The organism is Delftia sp. UME58 (genome assembly GCF_014170385.1).
Classification (GTDB): Bacteria; Pseudomonadota; Gammaproteobacteria; order Burkholderiales; family Burkholderiaceae_C; genus Comamonas; species Comamonas acidovorans.
Map to the genome: position 1 here is coordinate 239127 of NZ_LZZV01000011.1, position 17255 is coordinate 256381.

15 protein-coding genes and 1 pseudogene are annotated in these 17255 nt (G+C 65.0%); 8 read left to right on the plus strand and 8 right to left on the minus strand.

Annotation, left to right across the window (positions count from 1 at the left end):
* Positions 1 to 99: 99 nt before the first annotated feature.
* Positions 100 to 378 carry a PsiF family protein gene (locus tag A9976_RS03045; protein ID WP_183017753.1) on the minus strand — a complete coding sequence of 93 codons (279 nt, stop codon included), beginning with the start codon at positions 376 to 378 and terminating at the stop codon, positions 100 to 102.
* Positions 379 to 571: 193 nt separating this feature from the next.
* Between A9976_RS03045 and A9976_RS03050 the strand changes: the two genes are divergently transcribed.
* Positions 572 to 1399, plus strand: a complete 828-nt coding sequence (locus A9976_RS03050) for an undecaprenyl-diphosphate phosphatase (RefSeq protein WP_183017754.1) — start codon at positions 572 to 574, stop codon at positions 1397 to 1399.
* Positions 1400 to 1440: 41 nt separating this feature from the next.
* Here the strand turns inward: A9976_RS03050 and A9976_RS03055 are convergent, their stop codons facing one another.
* Complete coding sequence (locus A9976_RS03055) at positions 1441 to 3795, minus strand: hypothetical protein (protein WP_183017755.1); 2355 nt, start codon at positions 3793 to 3795, stop codon at positions 1441 to 1443.
* Positions 3796 to 4200: 405 nt separating this feature from the next.
* On the opposite strand from A9976_RS03055, the gene A9976_RS03060 reads away from it, so the two are divergent.
* The 3 genes from A9976_RS03060 to A9976_RS03070 all read left to right on the plus strand — a co-directional run bounded on the left by A9976_RS03060 (position 4201) and on the right by A9976_RS03070 (position 7287).
* A complete protein-coding gene (locus A9976_RS03060) occupies positions 4201 to 6201 on the plus strand; it encodes an acetoacetate--CoA ligase (protein ID WP_183017756.1) in 2001 nt (666 codons plus the stop codon).
* A gap of 53 nt (positions 6202 to 6254) precedes the next feature.
* Positions 6255 to 6731, plus strand: coding sequence for a tripartite tricarboxylate transporter substrate binding protein (locus A9976_RS03065; RefSeq protein WP_183017757.1), 477 nt, complete (start codon positions 6255 to 6257; stop codon positions 6729 to 6731).
* Between the two features lie 103 nt (positions 6732 to 6834).
* The gene (locus A9976_RS03070; protein WP_183017758.1) at positions 6835 to 7287 is read left to right on the plus strand and encodes a MarR family winged helix-turn-helix transcriptional regulator; all 453 of its coding nucleotides are present in this window, start codon (positions 6835 to 6837) and stop codon (positions 7285 to 7287) included.
* Between the two features lie 153 nt (positions 7288 to 7440).
* On the opposite strand, the gene A9976_RS03075 is transcribed toward A9976_RS03070, so the two are convergent.
* From A9976_RS03075 to A9976_RS03095, 5 genes are all read right to left on the minus strand, one after another.
* On the minus strand, positions 7441 to 8328 hold the full coding sequence (locus A9976_RS03075) for an alpha/beta fold hydrolase (protein WP_183017759.1): 888 nt from the start codon (positions 8326 to 8328) through the stop codon (positions 7441 to 7443).
* Positions 8325 to 9383 carry a proteasome-type protease gene (locus A9976_RS03080; RefSeq protein ID WP_183017760.1) on the minus strand — a complete coding sequence of 353 codons (1059 nt, stop codon included), beginning with the start codon at positions 9381 to 9383 and terminating at the stop codon, positions 8325 to 8327. The genes A9976_RS03075 and A9976_RS03080 overlap by 4 nt, the downstream gene beginning before the upstream one ends.
* A 56-nt stretch (positions 9384 to 9439) precedes the next feature.
* Positions 9440 to 12028 carry a DNA mismatch repair protein MutS gene (gene mutS / locus A9976_RS03085; protein WP_183017773.1) on the minus strand — a complete coding sequence of 863 codons (2589 nt, stop codon included), beginning with the start codon at positions 12026 to 12028 and terminating at the stop codon, positions 9440 to 9442.
* A 287-nt stretch (positions 12029 to 12315) separates the two neighbouring features.
* Positions 12316 to 13110, minus strand: a complete 795-nt coding sequence (locus A9976_RS03090) for a hypothetical protein (RefSeq protein ID WP_259649087.1) — start codon at positions 13108 to 13110, stop codon at positions 12316 to 12318.
* Positions 13111 to 13184: 74 nt separating this feature from the next.
* Positions 13185 to 13361 (minus strand): hypothetical protein, encoded by a 177-nt coding sequence (locus tag A9976_RS03095; protein ID WP_183017761.1) that lies wholly within the window; start codon positions 13359 to 13361, stop codon positions 13185 to 13187.
* Positions 13362 to 13391: 30 nt separating this feature from the next.
* Here A9976_RS03095 and A9976_RS03100 point away from each other — a divergent pair, with 30 nt between their 5' ends.
* The 4 genes from A9976_RS03100 (at position 13392) to A9976_RS03115 (ending at position 16594) form a co-directional block, all read left to right on the plus strand.
* Entirely contained in the window at positions 13392 to 14015 is a 624-nt protein-coding gene (locus A9976_RS03100) for a helix-turn-helix domain-containing protein (protein ID WP_259649088.1), read from the plus strand.
* A 28-nt stretch (positions 14016 to 14043) separates the two neighbouring features.
* Positions 14044 to 14550 carry a BRCT domain-containing protein gene (locus tag A9976_RS03105; RefSeq protein WP_183017762.1) on the plus strand — a complete coding sequence of 169 codons (507 nt, stop codon included), beginning with the start codon at positions 14044 to 14046 and terminating at the stop codon, positions 14548 to 14550.
* A 378-nt stretch (positions 14551 to 14928) separates the two neighbouring features.
* Positions 14929 to 15882, plus strand: a complete 954-nt coding sequence (locus A9976_RS03110; protein WP_183017763.1) for a HipA domain-containing protein — start codon at positions 14929 to 14931, stop codon at positions 15880 to 15882.
* Positions 15869 to 16594: an HIRAN domain-containing protein gene (locus A9976_RS03115; protein ID WP_183017764.1), complete on the plus strand. Its 726-nt coding sequence runs from the start codon at positions 15869 to 15871 to the stop codon at positions 16592 to 16594. The genes A9976_RS03110 and A9976_RS03115 overlap by 14 nt, the downstream gene beginning before the upstream one ends.
* A gap of 409 nt (positions 16595 to 17003) precedes the next feature.
* Here A9976_RS03115 and A9976_RS03120 read toward each other — a convergent pair.
* Positions 17004 to 17255, minus strand: a pseudogene (locus A9976_RS03120) (IS5/IS1182 family transposase); the annotation flags it as partial.

Here is a 17255-nt window from a genome sequence, read left to right on the forward strand (position 1 = left end):
AGCAGCCTCACGGCGGGGGCGCCTAGCCGAGGGCGTCGTCCCCCTCCCCCGCGAAGCGGGTAGAGAGGGGGAAGCGGCGTCAGCCGCTCAGGGGGAGCTTCAGTCCTTCTTCAAGCACTCGCTCATGAACGCCTTGCGCTCGTCGCCCTTCTTGCCGGTGGCGTCGGCATTGCAGGTCTTCATGCGTTCCTGCTGGCGCTTCTTGCCGTCGGACAGGCAGGACTTCATGAACTCCTTGCGCTCGTCGCCTTTCTTGCCGGTGGCTTCGGTGTTGCAGGTGCCCATCAGCTTTTGCTGGGCCGTGGGGGCCTTGTCTCCGGCGGCCATGCCGATGCTGCAGGCCAGGGAGACGACTGCCAGAACAACGATTTTTTTCATGATGGAATGGTTTTGAAGGCGCGCTGAAGTCCAGCGCACCCACATTGCAGCACAGTGCCGGGCGCGCAGCAACGTCGCGGGCCGCGCGCTGTAAAAGTTTGCGATTGCCGCCGACAGACGGGCAGGAGGACACCGGCAAGCCACGGCCAGCGCAGATAATGGCGCACTTTTGCATTGCGACAGGACGCTTGCCGTGGACATTCTTTTGCTGGTCAAGGCCGCCATCATGGGCATCGTGGAGGGACTGACGGAGTTCCTTCCCATCTCTTCCACCGGGCACCTCATCCTTGCAGGCTCGCTGCTGGGCTTCGACGATGCCAAGGCCAAGGTCTTCGACATCGCCATCCAGACCGGCGCCATCTTCGCCGTGGTGCTGGTGTACTGGCAGAAGATCCGCTCCACCGTGGTCGACCTGCCCACCAGCCGCCAGGCGCAGCGGCTCACGCTGAACGTCATCATCGGCTTCCTGCCGGCCGTGGTGCTGGCGCTGATCTTCGGCAAGTTCATCAAGGCGCACCTGTTCACGCCCACCGTGGTGGCCACCACCTTCATCCTGGGCGGCTTCGTCATCCTGTGGGCAGAGCGCCGCCCGGCATCGGCCACGCGCGTGATGACGGTGGACGAGATGACGCCGCTGGATGCCTTGAAGGTCGGCCTGATGCAGTGCCTGGCCATGATTCCCGGCACCAGCCGCAGCGGCGCCACCATCATCGGCGGCATGCTGGCGGGGCTGTCGCGCAAGGCAGCGACCGACTTCTCGTTCTTCCTGGCCATTCCCACGCTGATCGGCGCCGGTGTCTACAGCCTCTACAAGGAGCGTGCCCTGCTGTCGGCGGCCGACATCCCCATGTTCGCCGTGGGCCTGGTGTTCTCCTTCATCAGCGCCTGGCTGTGCGTGCGCTGGCTGCTGCGTTACATCTCCACCAACAGCTTCGTGCCGTTTGCCTGGTACCGCATTGCCTTCGGCATCATCGTGCTGGTGACGGCCTTCACGGGCGTGGTCGGCTGGAGCGAGGGCTGATGCCCCCTTCGCAGCCTGACGCCGCCCGGGCCTGCCGGCCCTCAGCGTGGGCGGCGGCGTAGGCGCAGGCCCGCCAACAGCACGGCCAGGCTCAGCGCCACCAGCGCGGGAGTACCCGTGGCAGGAATCGCCTGCGGCGGCTGCAGCGCCGCATTCATGGCGTGCGTGAGGGAGTTGTTGGTCGGCACCGGGTCGCTGCTACTGCTGCCCGCCGTGATGACCAGGCTGAGCGGGTCCGACGTGGCCGGCGTGAAGGCCACCGAGCACGAGATTTCCGCGCCCGAGGCCAGCGGCGTGCCGGTGGGCGTGGCCGGTGTGCAGGAGGCATGGACTCCCAAGGGCAGGCCGGTGATGGCACAGGTGGCCGCCGTGGCGTCACCAGGGCCTGCATTCCTGCAGGTGAACGTGCCGGTGACGGGAGTGCCTGCGCCCACGGTCGATGGGAACGCCACTTCCGTGGCCTGCATGTCGGCCACTGGCTCGACGAGCGTATGGATGCCGTTCCAGGTGTTGTTGGCCGGGAGCGGATCCTGGGTGGCGCTGCCCGCCGTGACCGTCACGGACAGGGAGCCCGCCTTGGCAGGCGTGAATGCTACGGAGCAGGAGATGGAGTCGCCCGATGCCAGCGGCGCGGCCGTGGGCGTGTGGGGCGTGCAGGAGATGGAGGCGCCTGCGGGCAGCCCCGTGATGGCGCAGGTGGCCATGGCTGCGGCCTCGAGCCCTGCATTCTTGCAGGAATACGAGCCCGTGACGGGTCTTCCCACGGTCATGTCCGTCGGCAGCGAGGCGGCCATGGCCTGCATGTCGGCCTGCGGTTGGGTGGGGTCGTAGGGGTGGGCCCGCCTGTTGTTGGTCGGCAGGGGGTCGGGCGTGCTGCTGCCCGCGATGAGCATGGCGGTCACCGCGCCCGTGCTCGTGGGGGTGAACTTCACGGTGCACTCGATCCTGGCGTCCTTCTCCAGGGGCAACGTCGTGGGCGAGGTGGGAGTGCAGGACGTCAACGCGCCAGGGGGCAGGCCCGTCAGCTCGCACGATGCCCCGACAGCGGCGCTGGGTCCGGCATTCATGCAGGCGAATTGCCCGTTTACCTCGATGCCCACGGTCATTTCCCTGGGCAGGCCCACATCCGTGGCCTGCATGTCGGCCACGGGCGTGACCTCGAGCACGGCGGGCGCGGCGGGCGGGTTCAGGCCCGCCAGCGTGAGATTGCCGGCGCCGTTGCTGAAGCTGCCCGGGCCTGCGGGGCGTACATCGACGGAGACCTCGCAGGAGGCTGCGCCTTGCGCAAGGTTCCCCTGCGTCACCGTCACGCGCGTGCTGTCGGGCGCGGCGTCAACGACCGTGCCGGCTGCGCAGGTGGTTCCGGCATTGCCCGCCACGGCCAAGCCGGGCGGCAGGCTGTCGGTGAAGGACCAGCCATTCTTGGCCAGCAGGTCCGTGGTGTTGGTGATGGTCAGCGTCAGCCGGGCGGTCTGCAACTGCGTGATATTGGCAGGGGTGAAGGCCTTGTCCAGCTGGGGTGTCACATCCAGGATGCGGACGTTGTCGATCGCGGCGTCGTTGCCGGTCTCGCTGGTCTGGTCGTTGTGGAGCATGAAGCCGACGGAGCTGCCGCTGAACAGCAACGCGCCCGGGGAGGTGACGGTCTGCGCCACCGCCGTTCTGCTGATCGCGTCTCCGATGGCGCTGGTCGAGTACCTGCTCCCACCTTGGCATGGATCCATGGGGGTCGCGGACAGCGGCAGCGCAACGCCCGAGTCATTGACCAGCGAAAACCTCAGCGCGGGATGGACGTAGTCGCCATCGCAAAACGTAGCGACCACGTCGATGCTGCCGCTGAAGAACCGGCGGTCGGCGCCTGGTGGCAGCGGGATGTTGCTGGCCGTGCGAAACGTGGTCGAGTTCACGGGATAGCTGCCCCCCACGGTCAGCATTGCCATCGCATGGTTTTTTCGTGCATCGGACGCCGTCCTGCCGGCAAACAGCCCGGCGACCTCGGCCATTTGCTGGAGACCGTTCCAATGGCGCCGTTCGACGCATGCCTTGGCCATGGCCGCTGAGGTGGGGTTCGCGTTGAAGGTCGCGATGATGCCGTTGCAATGCTTGGCGTCCATCCGCCACAGCGGATCGGCGGTGTATTTCTGTCCGACCGGGTTCAGGCCTACGTAGAGCAGCAGGTCCGTGCCATCCATGCTGGAGGTCGGCGCGGGAAGATTCTCGAAATCCTCGCTCCAGACAACGACGGGTGGGGCGGGTACGCCAGGCGCGGCGCTCGCATGGCCGGGCAGTGCGCCCAGGCACAGCGCCAGGCCTGCGCCGGACAAGGCCAGCTTCAGGGCGCGAAGAAAAGACGGGGCGTGGATTGAATGGTCGTGCTGGTGGCGGGTCGCGTTCATTGGCGGCGGCATATGTCGTTCCCTCTTGAAATGGATCACAGGCAGCCGGTGTTGCATTCGGGGATTTCTGCGCTCGGTGCAGTCCTCCCGAAAGATGCGTAGCAGTACGGCAGCCTGCTAGGACTTGTCCTAGGAGAATATACGGAGTATTAAGAAAAGCCAAAGTCAATTTATGTTTCCTATCGGAAGGGTTGGCAGGCCCCACCCTGTTCGGGGCATCACAAGCGTGCTCGGATGAGGGGCCGCTCCGGTGGAGCAGCGAAGCCCTGGGCGCAGCCTGCATGGCAGGGAGCAGGGAGCAGGGAGCAGGGACGCATGACCATGGAAAACCCTGGTCTTGGCTATGTGTGGCCGTTCTATAGTTATAAAAAATATGTTTTTTTCATAACTTTCAGGGAGCGGGTGATGGCAGCAGAACAAGGGCAGTTGCTGTGGAGCCCCAGTCCGCAGCAGATCGCGCAAAGCGGCCTGGCGCATTACATGGATTGGCTGGCCGCGCAGCGAGGCCTGGGCTTCGATGGCTATCAGTCGCTATGGCAGTGGTCGGTCACGGACCTGGATGGCTTCTGGCGTTCGATCTGGGACTACTTCGGCATCGAGGCCGACGGCGACCCGGCCCGCGTGCTGGGCGAGCGCGGCATGCCGGGTGCCCAATGGTTTCCCGACACCCATCTCAATTACGCCGAGCATGTGTTTCGCAACGCCGGCAGCGGCTGGCCCGCCCTCATTGCGCGCTGCGAATCGGCAGAGCCGGTCGAGCTGACCTGGCGGCAACTGCGCCGCGACGTGGGTGCGCTGGCGGCCACGCTGAGGCGGCTCGGCATAGGGCGTGGTGACCGTGTCGTGGCCTATCTGCCCAACGTGCCGCAGACGGTGGTGGCATTTCTGGCCTGCGCCAGCATTGGCGCGGTCTGGTCCAGCTGTGCGCCCGAGATGGGCCGGAGCGTCGTGCTGGACCGCTTCCGGCAGATTGGCCCCCGGCTGATTTTCGCGACCGACAGCTATACCTACGCCGCAAAGTCCTTCGACCGCCGCGCCGTGCTCGACGAAGTGCTGCAGGGACTGCCGGGGATAGAGCATGTGATCCATGTACCCGGCCCGCTGTTCAGGCCCGGCGATCCCTCTTGCGCGCTGCCCTGGCGCCATTCCTCGGCCTGGGACGATGCGCTGGCCCGGCCGGCCGAACTGGCTTTCGAGCGCGTGCCCTTCTCGCACCCGCTGTGGGTGGTGTATTCCTCGGGAACGACCGGGTTGCCCAAGGCCATGGTCCACAGCCATGGCGGCATCGTGCTCACCCACCTCAAGACCAACCGGCTGCAGCACGATGTGCGGCCCGGCGACCGTTTCATGTTCCTGGGCAGTACGGGCTGGATCGTCTGGAATCTCATGGTCGGCGGCCTGCTGGCCGGGGCCACCGTGGTGCTTTCAGATGGCAATCCGACCTCGCCCGACGACGACGCGCTATGGGATTTCATCGACCGCCACCAGGTCACGCTGTTCGGCTGTGGCGCGGCCTTCCTGGTCAAAAGCATGAAGGCGGGCGTGGTTCCGGGCCGTGGCCGCAGCTTCCGCAAGCTGCGTGCCATCCATTGCACGGGGTCCCCGTTGCCGCTGCCGGCCTATGGCTGGGTCTATGGCAGCATCAAGCGCGACCTGTGGCTGGCCTCGGTCAGCGGCGGCACGGACATCGCTGCGGGCTTCGTGGCCTGCGCGCCGCTGTTGCCCGTGCATGCGGGTGAAATCCAGTGCCGCGAGCTTGGCGTGGCAGCCCACGCCTTCGACGAGCAGGGGCGCAGCGTGGTCGGCGAGATGGGCGAGCTGGTGATCACCGAGCCCATGCCGTCCATGCCCGTGCATTTCTGGAACGACGACGATGGATCGCGCTACCGCGACAGCTATTTCGACACCTTTCCCGGCTGCTGGCGCCATGGAGACTGGATAGCGTTCAGCGAGCGAGGAACCGCCGTCATCTACGGCCGCTCCGACACCACCATCAACCGCTTCGGCATCCGCATGGGAACGGCCGAGATCTACCGCGTCGTCGAAGAGATCCCTGCGGTCGTGGACAGCCTTGTCGTGGACCTGGAGTTCCTGGGCCGTCCCTCGTTCATGCCCTTGTTCGTCGTACTGGCGCCGGGCATGGCGCTGACCGATGCGCTGGTGATCGAGATCAGGAATGCCATCAGGACCCGGGCTTCGGCGCGCCATGTGCCCGATGCCGTGGTCCAGGTGGCCGAGGTGCCGCGCACCCTCACCGGCAAGAAGATGGAATTGCCCGTGCGCAAGCTGCTGCTGGGCGCCGACCCCGCCAAGGTGGCCAGCCCTGACGCCATGGCCAATCCGCGCAGCATCGATTTCTTCGTCCAGTACCGGGTGCCGGGCGCTGCTGGCGCAGGCGAGGAATGAAATGCCCCCCAGGGCCTGGGCATCCCGTCTTTGACCACAAAGGAGATCAGCCCATGCTGCGCCGCCGATTCGCCTCAATGACTGCGCTGGCCCTGGCCGGCACCATGCCGGGTGTCGCCAGCCTGGCGCGCGCCGAGGGCTATCCGTCCCGGCCCATCAGAATCATCGTGCCGTATGTACCGGGAGGCCCCGTGGACGTGATCGCACGGCTTGTCGGCGACAGCATCGCGCGCAGCACCAAGGCCCCGGTCATGGTGGAGAACCGTCCTGGCGCGGGCTCCAATATCGGCAGTGCCTATGTGGCCAGGGCTGTGGCAGACGGCCATACGCTGCTGCTCGTCCCGGGCAGCACGTTGACCATCAACGATGCTCTCTATTCGAGGCTCGGCTACTCTCCTTCCACGGATTTCGCGCTCATCTCCGTGATCGGCGACATGCCCTTGATCCTGACGGTCGCCAATGAGGTGCCGGCCCGCGACATGCAGGAGTTCGTGCGCTGGGGTCGCAGAGGACCGTGCCAAGTGGCATAAGATCATCAGGGAGGCCCGCATCCACCTGGATTGACCCGGGCTGCAGCACGGCCGGCTCGACGAGCGGGGCAGTGCTTTTTTTGATTGCGCCACCCCATCGCCGATGAAGTCCGAACTCCGCCAAGATTTTCTGATGCAGCAACTGGGCCATTGCGCCCGCCTGGCCCATGCGACCGTGCGCCCCCACTATGCAAGGCATATGCTGGGGCTGGATCTCAAGCCCTCGGAGTTCGCAGCGCTGTCCCTTGTCGCGGCCAATCCAGGCGCGTCCCAGCGCCAGATTGCCGAGGCCGTGATGATTTCCCAGCCCAATATGGCGGCGTTGATGGACAGGCTGCAGACGCGCGGCTTGCTGCGGCGCGAGGCCGACCCTGCCGACAAGCGCCTGTCGCTGCTCTATCTCACGGCCGAGGGCGATCGCCTGCACCAGGAGGCGGCGGTGCGGGTGGAAATCCTGGAGCAGAAAGCCAGCAGCATGCTGAGCCCCGAAGAAAAGCAGCAGTTGCTGGGGCTGCTGCACAAGATGATCGATTGCGCCGCTTGGCCGATCGCTTAGCCGGCCCCCCTTCCTGAAACACCAAGGCCTGATTGCCATCGACTTCCGCACTCATGCTTCCACACCCAAGGACCGCGTGCTGTCCGGCAGCGACTGCCGTCTGATCACGCCGGACCGCTGGAGGAGGGAATTCGAGGCGGGCGGCTTGACGGCTCAGGACAGCAGATTGAGCAAGGAAGCCTCGATGGCCGCGGCCGTGACATGGGGCCGCTCCATGGGAAACAGGTGACTGCCGTCGAGCATCATCACGCGCCCGCGCGTGATGCGCTGGGTCAGGTCCATTCCGACCTGGCGCATTTCCACCGAGGCGCGCCCGCCGATGAAGGCCGCCGGGCAGCGCAGCGGATGGTGGTGCAGCAGCGAGGCCAGGTTGTGCGGCAAGGTGTTGTAGATGGCGGTCTCCACTTCGCGCGTGAAGTTCAGCATGCGCCGGCCGTCCACATCGGCCAGGCCGCCCTGCACATAGTCCTGGAGCACCTGCGGGTGCCATTGCGCAAATACCTTCTTGGCGCGGAAGTAGGCCAGCGCCTCCTCGTCGCTGTCCCAGGCATTGCGGCGGCGCGCGCTGATCTTGCCCGGCGAGACCGAGCCCACCAGCTGGGTGCGCTTGGCCACGCCCACGGCATTGGCACGCCAGCCGCTGAGCAATGGCGAGTCGATCAGCAGCACGCCACGCGCCAGCTCGGGGTGGCGTGCGGCCGTCATCACGCTCAGGAAACCGCCCAGCGAATGCCCGACCAGAAAGACCGGGCCGCCCACGCGCTCCACCTCGGCGCGCGTGAATTCGGCCAGTTGCTCGACCAGGTGCGGCCAGTTGTTGGTGACGGGAAAGCGCGGGTCATGCCCGAAGCGCTCCACGCCCCGGGCCGCGATGCCGCGCTCGGCCAGCAGCGAGAACAACAGCCGGTAGGTGGGCAGCGGAAAACTGTTGGCATGCGAGAACACCACGGGCAGTGGTGCCGATGCAGTGCGCAAGCCCGTACCCGTGCCTGCAGCCGCCGCGTCGCTCGCGGCCCGCTGCGCGGACCGGGCCGGGTTCACGGCTGAGGCTCCTGGCCGGCCTGCGCGGGACCATCGGGCAAGCCCTGCTGGTGGCCGGAGGGCTGGCCCGCATCGGGCCGTACGGGCGAACCCGGGCCCGGCTGCAGGGGGGTCATGGGCGATGTCGCAAGTCCGTCGGCCGTGGAGGTGCCCAGGCCTGCGCCCGCGCCGCTGTGATAGGGCTGGCGCAGCGCCGCAGGCGGCAGCCGGCCCATGGTGCGCGCGTTGGCGCGCAGGGCGCCGGCCGGCGCGGTGACCTTGGTCAGCGGCTGGGCCTGGCGGCTGTGCACGCGGATGGGCACTGCGGAGTCACCGCCATCCCAGGCCGGGTCCTCGATGCTGTCGAAGACATGGCGCAGGCGCTCGCCCCAGCTGTCGTGCAGCATGCGGAAATACGGGTTGCTCTCGTCGATGCTGACGATCTTGTCGGAGGCGAAACGGTCCTTCTCGTACACGATCAGGTCCAGCGGCAGGCCCACCGAGAGGTTGGACTTGAGCGTGCTGTCCATGGACACCAGGGCGCACTTGGCGGCCTCGTCCAGCGGCGTGCGCGGCGTGATCACGCGGTCCAGCACGGGCTTGCCGTACTTGGACTCGCCGATCTGGAAGTAGGGCGTCTCGCTCGTGGCCTCGATGAAGTTGCCTGCCGAGTAGACCTGGAACAGCCGCATGTTCTCGCCCTGGATCTGGCCGCCCAGCACCAGCGAGATATTGAAGTCCACGCCCGAGCGCGACAGGGCCACGCCGTCGCGCTCGAACACATGGCGCACGGCCGCGCCCAGCACGCGGGCCGCGTCGAACATGCTGCGCACGTTCCAGATGGTCAGCATGTCGCCCGTGGCCTCGTCGCGCAGTTGCTGGCTCTCCAGCAGCTCGCGCACCGATTGGGTGATGGACAGGTTGCCGGCCGACAGCAGCACCATGAAGCGGTCGCCGGGGTTCTCGTAGACCATGAGCTTGCGGAACGAGCTGATCTGGTCCAGGCCGGCATTAGTGCGCGAGTCGGCCAGGAAAACCAGGCCGGCGTTGAGCTTGATGGCAACGCAATAAGTCATGGGGGGCGTCCGAATCTGCGGAAATGGCGAGTTTAGTGCGCGGAGAGTGACCGCGTTCAGGCAGCGATCTTCTTGAGCTGGTAGAGGGCCTCCAGCGCCTCGCGCGGGCTCAGCGCATCGGGGTTGATGGCCGCCAGGGCCTCGGCCAGGGGGCTGTGCTGGTGCTCCGGCTCGGGCATGTCGGGCGCATCGAACAGGTCCACCTGCAGCCGGCCCTCGTCGGCATGGGCCTCCAGTGCCTCCAGGGCATGGCGCGCGTGGTGCAGCACGCCGGCCGGCATGCCGGCCAGCTTGGCCACCTGGATACCGTAGCTGCGGCTGGCCGGGCCGGGCTGGATCTCGTGCAGGAAGACGATGTCCTGGCCCGACTCCGCGGCGCTCACATGCATGTTCACGGCCGCGCGTGCCTTGGCCGGCAGCTCGGTCAGCTCGAAGTAGTGCGTGGCGAACAGCGTGAAGGCGCGCGTCCTGTCGTGCAGCTGGGTGGCGATGCCGCTGGCCAGCGCCAGGCCGTCGAAGGTGCTGGTGCCCCGGCCGATCTCGTCCATCAGCACCAGGCTGTGCGGCGTGGCCGAGTGCAGGATCTGCGCGGCCTCGGTCATCTCCATCATGAAGGTGGATTGGGCATTGGCCAGGTCGTCGGCCGCGCCGATGCGCGTGTGGATGGCGTCGATGGGCCCCAGCCGGCAGCTGGACGCCGGCACATGCGAGCCCATGCTCGCCAGCAGCACGATCAGCGCCACCTGGCGCATATAGGTCGACTTGCCGCCCATGTTGGGGCCGGTGATGACCTGCATGCGCGTGTTGGCGTTCATGCGCGTGTGGTTGGCGATGAAGCTGCCGCTGGAGGTCTCGGCCATGCGGGCCTCCACCACCGGGTGGCGTCCGGCCTCGATCTCGATGCAGGGATGGTTCACGAACTCGGGCGCGCACCAGTTCAGCGTCAGCGAGCGCTCGGCCAGCGTGCACAGCACGTCGATGGCGGCAATGGCGCCGGCCACGCGCGTGAGCGCCGGCACATGGGGCTGCAGCTGGTCCAGCAGCTGCTCGTAGAGGAATTTCTCGCGCTGCAGCGCGCGCTCCTGCGCGGACAGGGCCTTGTCCTCGAAGGCCTTGAGCTCGGGCGTGATGTAGCGCTCGGCGTTCTTCAGCGTCTGGCGGCGGCGATAACGCTCGGGCACCGCGTCCTTGTAGCTGTTGGTGATCTCTATATAGAAGCCGTGCACCTTGTTGAACTGCACGCGCAGGTTGGGAATGCCGGTGAGCAGCTTTTCCTTGGCCTCCAGCTCCAGCAGGAAGTCATCGCAGTTGTTCTGGATGGCGCGCAGCTCGTCCAGCTCGGCGTCGTAGCCCGTGGCGAACACGCCGCCGTCGCGCACCAGGGCGGCCGGCTCCTTCATGATGGCGCGCACCAGCAGCTCGGCGCAGCCCTCGGGCGGCTGCAGGTCGGCGAACAGCTGGGTCAGGTGGGCCGAGGGCGTCTGCCCGGCCTGGGCCAGCACGGCGGCCTTGTGCAGCGTGCGGCCCAGTCCCACCAGCTCGCGCGGGCGCACCTGGCGCAGCGCGGTGCGCGCCGTGATGCGCTCCACATCGCTCACGCCCTTGAGCTGCTCGCGCAACTGCTGCCAGGGCGCGGCCATGCCACCTGCGCTGGCGCCCTGCAGCGCCCGCGTGGCCTCCAGCCGCGCCATGGCCTGCGTGCGGTCGCGGCGCGGCTCCAGCAGCCAGGCCTTGAGCAGGCGGCTGCCCATGCCCGTCATGCAGGTATCGAGCAGCGAGAACAGCGTGGGCGAATCCTCGCCGCGCAGCGTCTTGACCAGCTCCAGGTTGCGGCGCGTGGCCAGCGGCAGCGCAATCAGCTCATCGTCGCGCTGCACCTGCAGAGCATGGATGTGCGACAGGCTGCGGCCCTGCGTGTGCTCGGCATACGACAGCAGGGCGGCGCTGGCGCCATGGGCCAGCGGCAGATCCTCGGCCTCCCAGGCCTTGAGGCTGGCCGCGCCCAGCAGCTCCAGCAGCTTGCGCTCGCCCAGGCCGCCGTCGAACTGCCAGTCAGGGCGCGGCGACAGCGGGCAGGCGATGGAGCCGCCATGGCGCAGCGCGAACAGGCTCTGCTCGAAACGCTCGGTCACGCCCGCGCTGTAGATCAGCTCGCTGGGCGCGATGCGTGAAATCCAGGCGCCCAGCTCGTCGTGGGAGCACTCGGCCAGATGAATCCGCCCCTGCGTCACCGCCATCCAGGCCAGGCCGCAGCGCTGGCGCCCGGCCGTGTGCAGGGACAGCAAGATCGCCTCGCTCTTGTCCGACAGCAGCTCGCTGTCGGTCAGCGTGCCCGGCGTCACCACGCGCACCACCTTGCGCTCCACCGGGCCCTTGGCGGCGCCCACCTCGCCCACCTGCTCGCAGATCGCCACCGACTCGCCCAGCTTGATCAGCCGGCCCAGGTAGTTCTCCAACGCATGGAAGGGCACGCCCGCCATGGGAATCGGCTGCCCCGCCGTCTGCCCGCGCGTGGTCAGCGTGATGTCCAGCAACCGCGCCACCTTCTCCGCGTCCCCGAAGAACAGCTCGTAGAAATCCCCCATGCGGTAGAAAACCAGCGTGTCGGGGTAGTTGATCTTGATGCCCAGGTACTGCTGCATCATGGGCGTGTGCGCCGACAGATCAGGGGCCGGAGAGGGCTGTGTGCTTTGCGAGAGGTCGCTCATTGGCTTGGGAATCAACAGGTTGCGGCGGCGCGAAGGTGCCGGGCAAGGCCTGCCTGGATGGCGCGGGGCCGCAGGAAGGCGCGAATGTTCTTGTGTCGTACTGCCCGCCTTGGGCCGTATCCATCGTTTGGGGCGTGGTGGCGGGCAAAGGTCACATTATTGACTACCCGAGGTTGGACGCCGCGCCAAGGGGGCGAAGATCGCGGCACACAAATGCGCAGCGCTCAATCCAAGGGACCATTTCCGCCGTGCGTCGTTACACGGCTCCTTCTGGCAACTGCTTGGCTCCTTGGTAGGGCGCGCTGCGCATCCGCCAGGGTGATCACTTCGTCCCCGGTGAGATAGCTCATCAGAACACTGTTGAGTTTCGCGATGCGTGCGCCATAGCAGCGAATCAGCGAGGCGATCTGAATCTGCTCCGGTTCCGTGATCTGATCTCCCAGCGCTGTCACGGCGTGGGCTGCTGCCTCGATGTCGAACGAGCAACGAATGAGCAACTCACTGGCCCGGTGGCCGCTTCTAAGCAACGGCGATGCCGCTGTGACTGGTGATGCTGTATCTGCCTGGCTGCCGAATGTATTGATACCGTTGCCAGCCTCCTTGGTTGCAGCAAAGCTGGCCAGGAAACGCAGGTCGTCCAAGGAGTGGGGTAGCTCGTTGTGGGCCCCGAACAGCCGGTCTGAAAATTCAAAGGCGTGTTCCAGCAGTCCATGAACAAAAGCCGCTTCGTCTGCTGCACTGAACCGGTTCTCTCGGAATGTGTCGCGAGCGAACTCCAGTTCCGAGCTGATGAGGGCGAGCAGTGAAAGCAGATCCACCCGCACCGGCTCATGCGGACTGGTTGCCGGGTAGCAACCGGGAGCAGGAAGTTGGTTGAGCGCTGCAAATGCCCGGCAGAGGTGCGGGCAGGAGTAGCGGTCCTGTGCTCCGTCGTACAGGATGCTTTTCACCGTGTACTTGAGCACTCCCGCAGAGCACAGGACTGCTTGGTGGGCATCGACAAGAGAGGCTCGGGCCATGCATGGGGCGCGGCGTTGGGGCTCAGGGTGCGCGTGATTTCTATCGTGGCGCTGAATGTTTGGCCGCACTCGATTCAGCGCCGCTCGGCGGCGGTGTCGGTTTGACCCAGCACGATGCGGCCCTCGTGCGGGGCGCCGTCCCATGCGCGTTCCAGCTCTTCGCCGGTCATCCCCAGTGGAATGCGTTTGGAGTACATCAGGGGCTCGACCGTGGCCGAGCGGTGGCGGGTGTGGTGCGCTGGGGTGGTCATGTAGTATCTGGAGTTAGGTTGTTACAAGGCATGGTGTATTTTGCACAATTTTTTGTGATAATCAACGGATTTACCAAAAAAATGGATGAATTTTTCCAAAGGTTGCGTGAGGAGCGCAAACGGCTTGGCCTAAGCCAAGAGGCGTTTGCATCCCTGGGCGGGGTGTCCAAGAACACTCAATCGAACTACGAGACGGGGGCAAATCTGCCTGATGTTGGCTACCTCAACACCATTCGCGGGTTCGGGGTGGATTCCGGCTATGTGCTCACGGGCATACGTACTTTTGACCCCAGCGCGATAGAGCATGTACAGCCCGCTGCCACGCTTGCGGCCCGCCTGGTGCAAGAGCGCAAGCGGCTGGAGTTGACCGTGGGCCAACTGGCCACCAAGTCCGGCGTGGACCGCCTGGCCCTGCTGAAATTTGAAGAAGGCGAGTTCGTGCCCGACGCCAAGGCGCTGCAGCAACTGCACGCCGTGGGTGTGGATGTGGGCTATGTGCTGCTGTCGCTGCGCGCAGGCGCGGCGGGCGGTGATGCCGGCGCGGCGGCCTCAGTCAGTTCTGAGTCACAGCAGCTGCTGCAGCACTACGACAAGGCGCCCGCAGAGGCACAGGCTGCACTGCGCACGCTGGCGGCTATTGCTGCACGCGCATAGAGAGGGCTTTCCACAGGGAGGAACGAGCATGGCTGCACAGCCCGAGATGCGGTTTGTTTACCGCAATGGCGCCGGGGAGGTTTCCGAGCGCATGCTGCTGAATTGGGCCGAGATCGGCCACTACATCAAAGGGCATTGCACTACCAAGGGTAGCGTGCTCACGTTCCGCAAAGACCGCGTGAGCGAGTACCTGAACGGTAGCGATGCGCTGCTGGGCACTCCCCGCAGTTCGCCTCCACCGCGGCCTGTGCGTGGCGCCCCGGTCGATGCTCGCCCTCGCATCCATTTCACAGGCTTCGCCTCAGCAACACGCGATGCCATGCAGAGCCAAGCCGACGCAGCTGGCCTACAGGTCATGCAGACCATGGCAAACGGCATCACTTTCCTCGTTTGTGGCCCCCGTGCTGGTGCGCTCAAGATCGAGAAGGCCCGAGCCGGAGGGGCTTTTGTAGTGGCTCAGGAGCATTTCACCACGCTGCTGGAAACAGGTGAGCTGCCCGACGAAACGGTAGTCGAGTTGGGCGTGGTCGCCTGAGGAATGCGCAGCCTTAATTTTGCGATTGCATTCGCGGCGTGCCTGACGTCTGCCATGCCGGCATGGTCTGCAAACTACCCCTGCAGCGGCAGCAAGGGCGGCGTGGCGCATTGCTCAGGCGCGCAGTTTGTGTGCAATGACGGCTCGGTCAGCGGCAGCAAGCGCCATTGCAGCGCCGAGCTTGGACAGTCGTCACCGCGTGCGTTGGTGGCCCCCAGCCGGGCCGGGGCATCTTCAGGTGATTGCTCATGCCGGTCCGGTGGCGTTTGCACCGGGCCACGGGGTGGGCAGTACTGTATATCGGATTCTGGAAAGAAGAGCTATTTGCGCTAGTAGCCTTATGAGGCGCATACCGAGGCAAGAGGAACTCCGCCGCTTATGTCCTACAGAGTACAAGATCACATCATTGATGTAAGTGATTGGGAGATCGACCAAAATTTTGGCATCTTTCCAGCCGGTGCGCGCGCCAAGGACGCGGTGATTGCTCCGCTGGAGCATGGCTCCAAGATTTTGACGGGAGGTTGTCGGTACCTGTTGAAACGTTCTCAGCAACGCTACCCCGACCAGTTTTGGGGAGAGATTGTTGCCTACAGAGTAGGCGCTATGCTGGGTTTCGACACCCCTCCGACCTATGTTGGCCTGCATCGGCCCAGCGGGGTCGTGGGGGCGTTGGTTGAGTGGTTCTATGACGACACGACTGAGCACTTTGTACCCGCAGGGGATTTGTTGCAGGTTGTGAACCCTGATTTCGACCGCAAGTTAGGTAAGGCGCACAACCTCACCGACATTTCTATGCTGATGAAGGCCTTGGCGCGGACGCGGTTGAAGGGCTTTGACTGGCACACATGGTGGCTGAACACGCTTGCTTTCGATGCGTTGATCGGAAACACTGACCGGCATCAAGAGAATTGGGGACTTATCTATAGTCCAAACTTCGACACCCTGCGACTTGCCCCGCTGTTCGACAACGGAACCAGCCTTGGGCAAGACAGGTTTCCGCACATCGTCCAAGACTGGTCGCAAGATGAGCTTGATCGCTACATCCTCAACGGTCGAAGCCACGTCACATGGGAGCGTGGCGATGATCGAGTGTGTCTTTTCTCGCTACTACGCACAGCGCTTAAAACATGGCAGGCCAGTGCTGATATCGCTGACTTGCGAGCTAGGCTAGAGGTACCACCTGCGCGGTTGAGCGCATGTTTGAGAGACCTCCTGAACCTGGCGCCACCAGTGCCATACCGCCATCTGCAGCAAGATCGTGTTGCGTGGATCGAACGAAACTTGCTGCGTAGATTTGAAATTTTGAAAGAGTTGCTCAATGAGTTCAATTAGCCATCTTTGTGAGCCTTCCCGGCTCTTGTTGACATGGCAAGGCTTGGAGTCGGCAACGAACCCTAAGGCGCGTTATCGGTATGTGGTGGGCGAACTCGTGCCAACAGATGATCCGTCTGTTGTGACGTTCCGCTACCTTTCCGATACGCCTGACTTCCGTGCTGCACGCGAGTATGGGTTCAAGGGGCACCCCGCGTTCCGCCTGAATGAAAAGGAATCTGTTTGGAGCGATGTGCTCCAGACTTTCATGCGCAGGCTACCACCTCGTAAGCGTGAGGATTTCCCGGCGTACCTACAGAGGCACCTACTACCCCATCCGTTTGCGCTGTCGGATTTGGCGCTGCTAGGCTACACAGGCGCCCGTCTGCCCAGCGATGGGTTTTCGCTGTCCCCTGTCTTTGACTGCACCAAGCTGCCCTGCCAGCTCGTCACTGAGGTTGCTGGCACGCGGCACTACGCTACGTTGCAGGACGTTGAGGCAGTGCGTGTGGAAGACGTCGCCGAGTTGATCCTGGAGCCAGAAAACGAAACAGATCCGGAGGCGATCCGTGTCGATATTGGTGGAAAGAAGATGGGCTACATCAACCGAGTTGTGAACACCAATGTTCACGGCTGGCTGGAGCATGCGGTTGTGACTGCTAAGGTTTGCAAGAAGAACGGTACGCCAGAGCGGCCCTTGATCTACATAGCGATCACAGCCCAACCGAAGTGAGCAGCTGCCGGCGGCCGCTTTTCAGCTGTCGTCGTCGATTGCCTCTGCTGACTGCGCTATCACCATCGCCCTGCAGCTCCAGCTCAATCTGCGTGGTGAAGCCGCCATCACCTAGGGCATGCTCCATGGACTTTATGCATCTCGGACTGCGCGGCTTGGCGCGCAGCCTCGGCGCTGGAGAAGGTGTCTTTCAAGGTCTTCACGCTGCCGGTGGGGCTGCCGGCAACCACGCCCTTGCGGCGGGCGTGTTTGCCATCGTGCCAGTACGCGCGCACCCCGGTGTAGCTGGTGCGGTCTGCCGTGTGCCATCGGTGTTGGTCGCCCATTCGCGCGTGATGTGCATGGGGCGATGGCCTGGCCGCTGGCGTTGATGCGCCTGCTCGCTAGTCCGCCCTGAACAATTCCGTTCTTAGCCACAGACCGATCGGCGATTGGCTGGAGCGGCGATCAACGCGGCGATGACCGCCTGCATGCACAGCCCAAAGCGGGCGCAATAAAGCCGCAGCGCGGCCAAGATCAGACGCAGGTTGTGCCCGGCGCCGCACATCACCGCGTGCAGCGCATCGCCCAGCGCGCCCTTGAGCGGATTGCGGCCCAACCGCCCGTCCATCTTCATGTGTCCTATGGCCGGCTCGATGGCGCTGCGCCGCCGGATCATGGC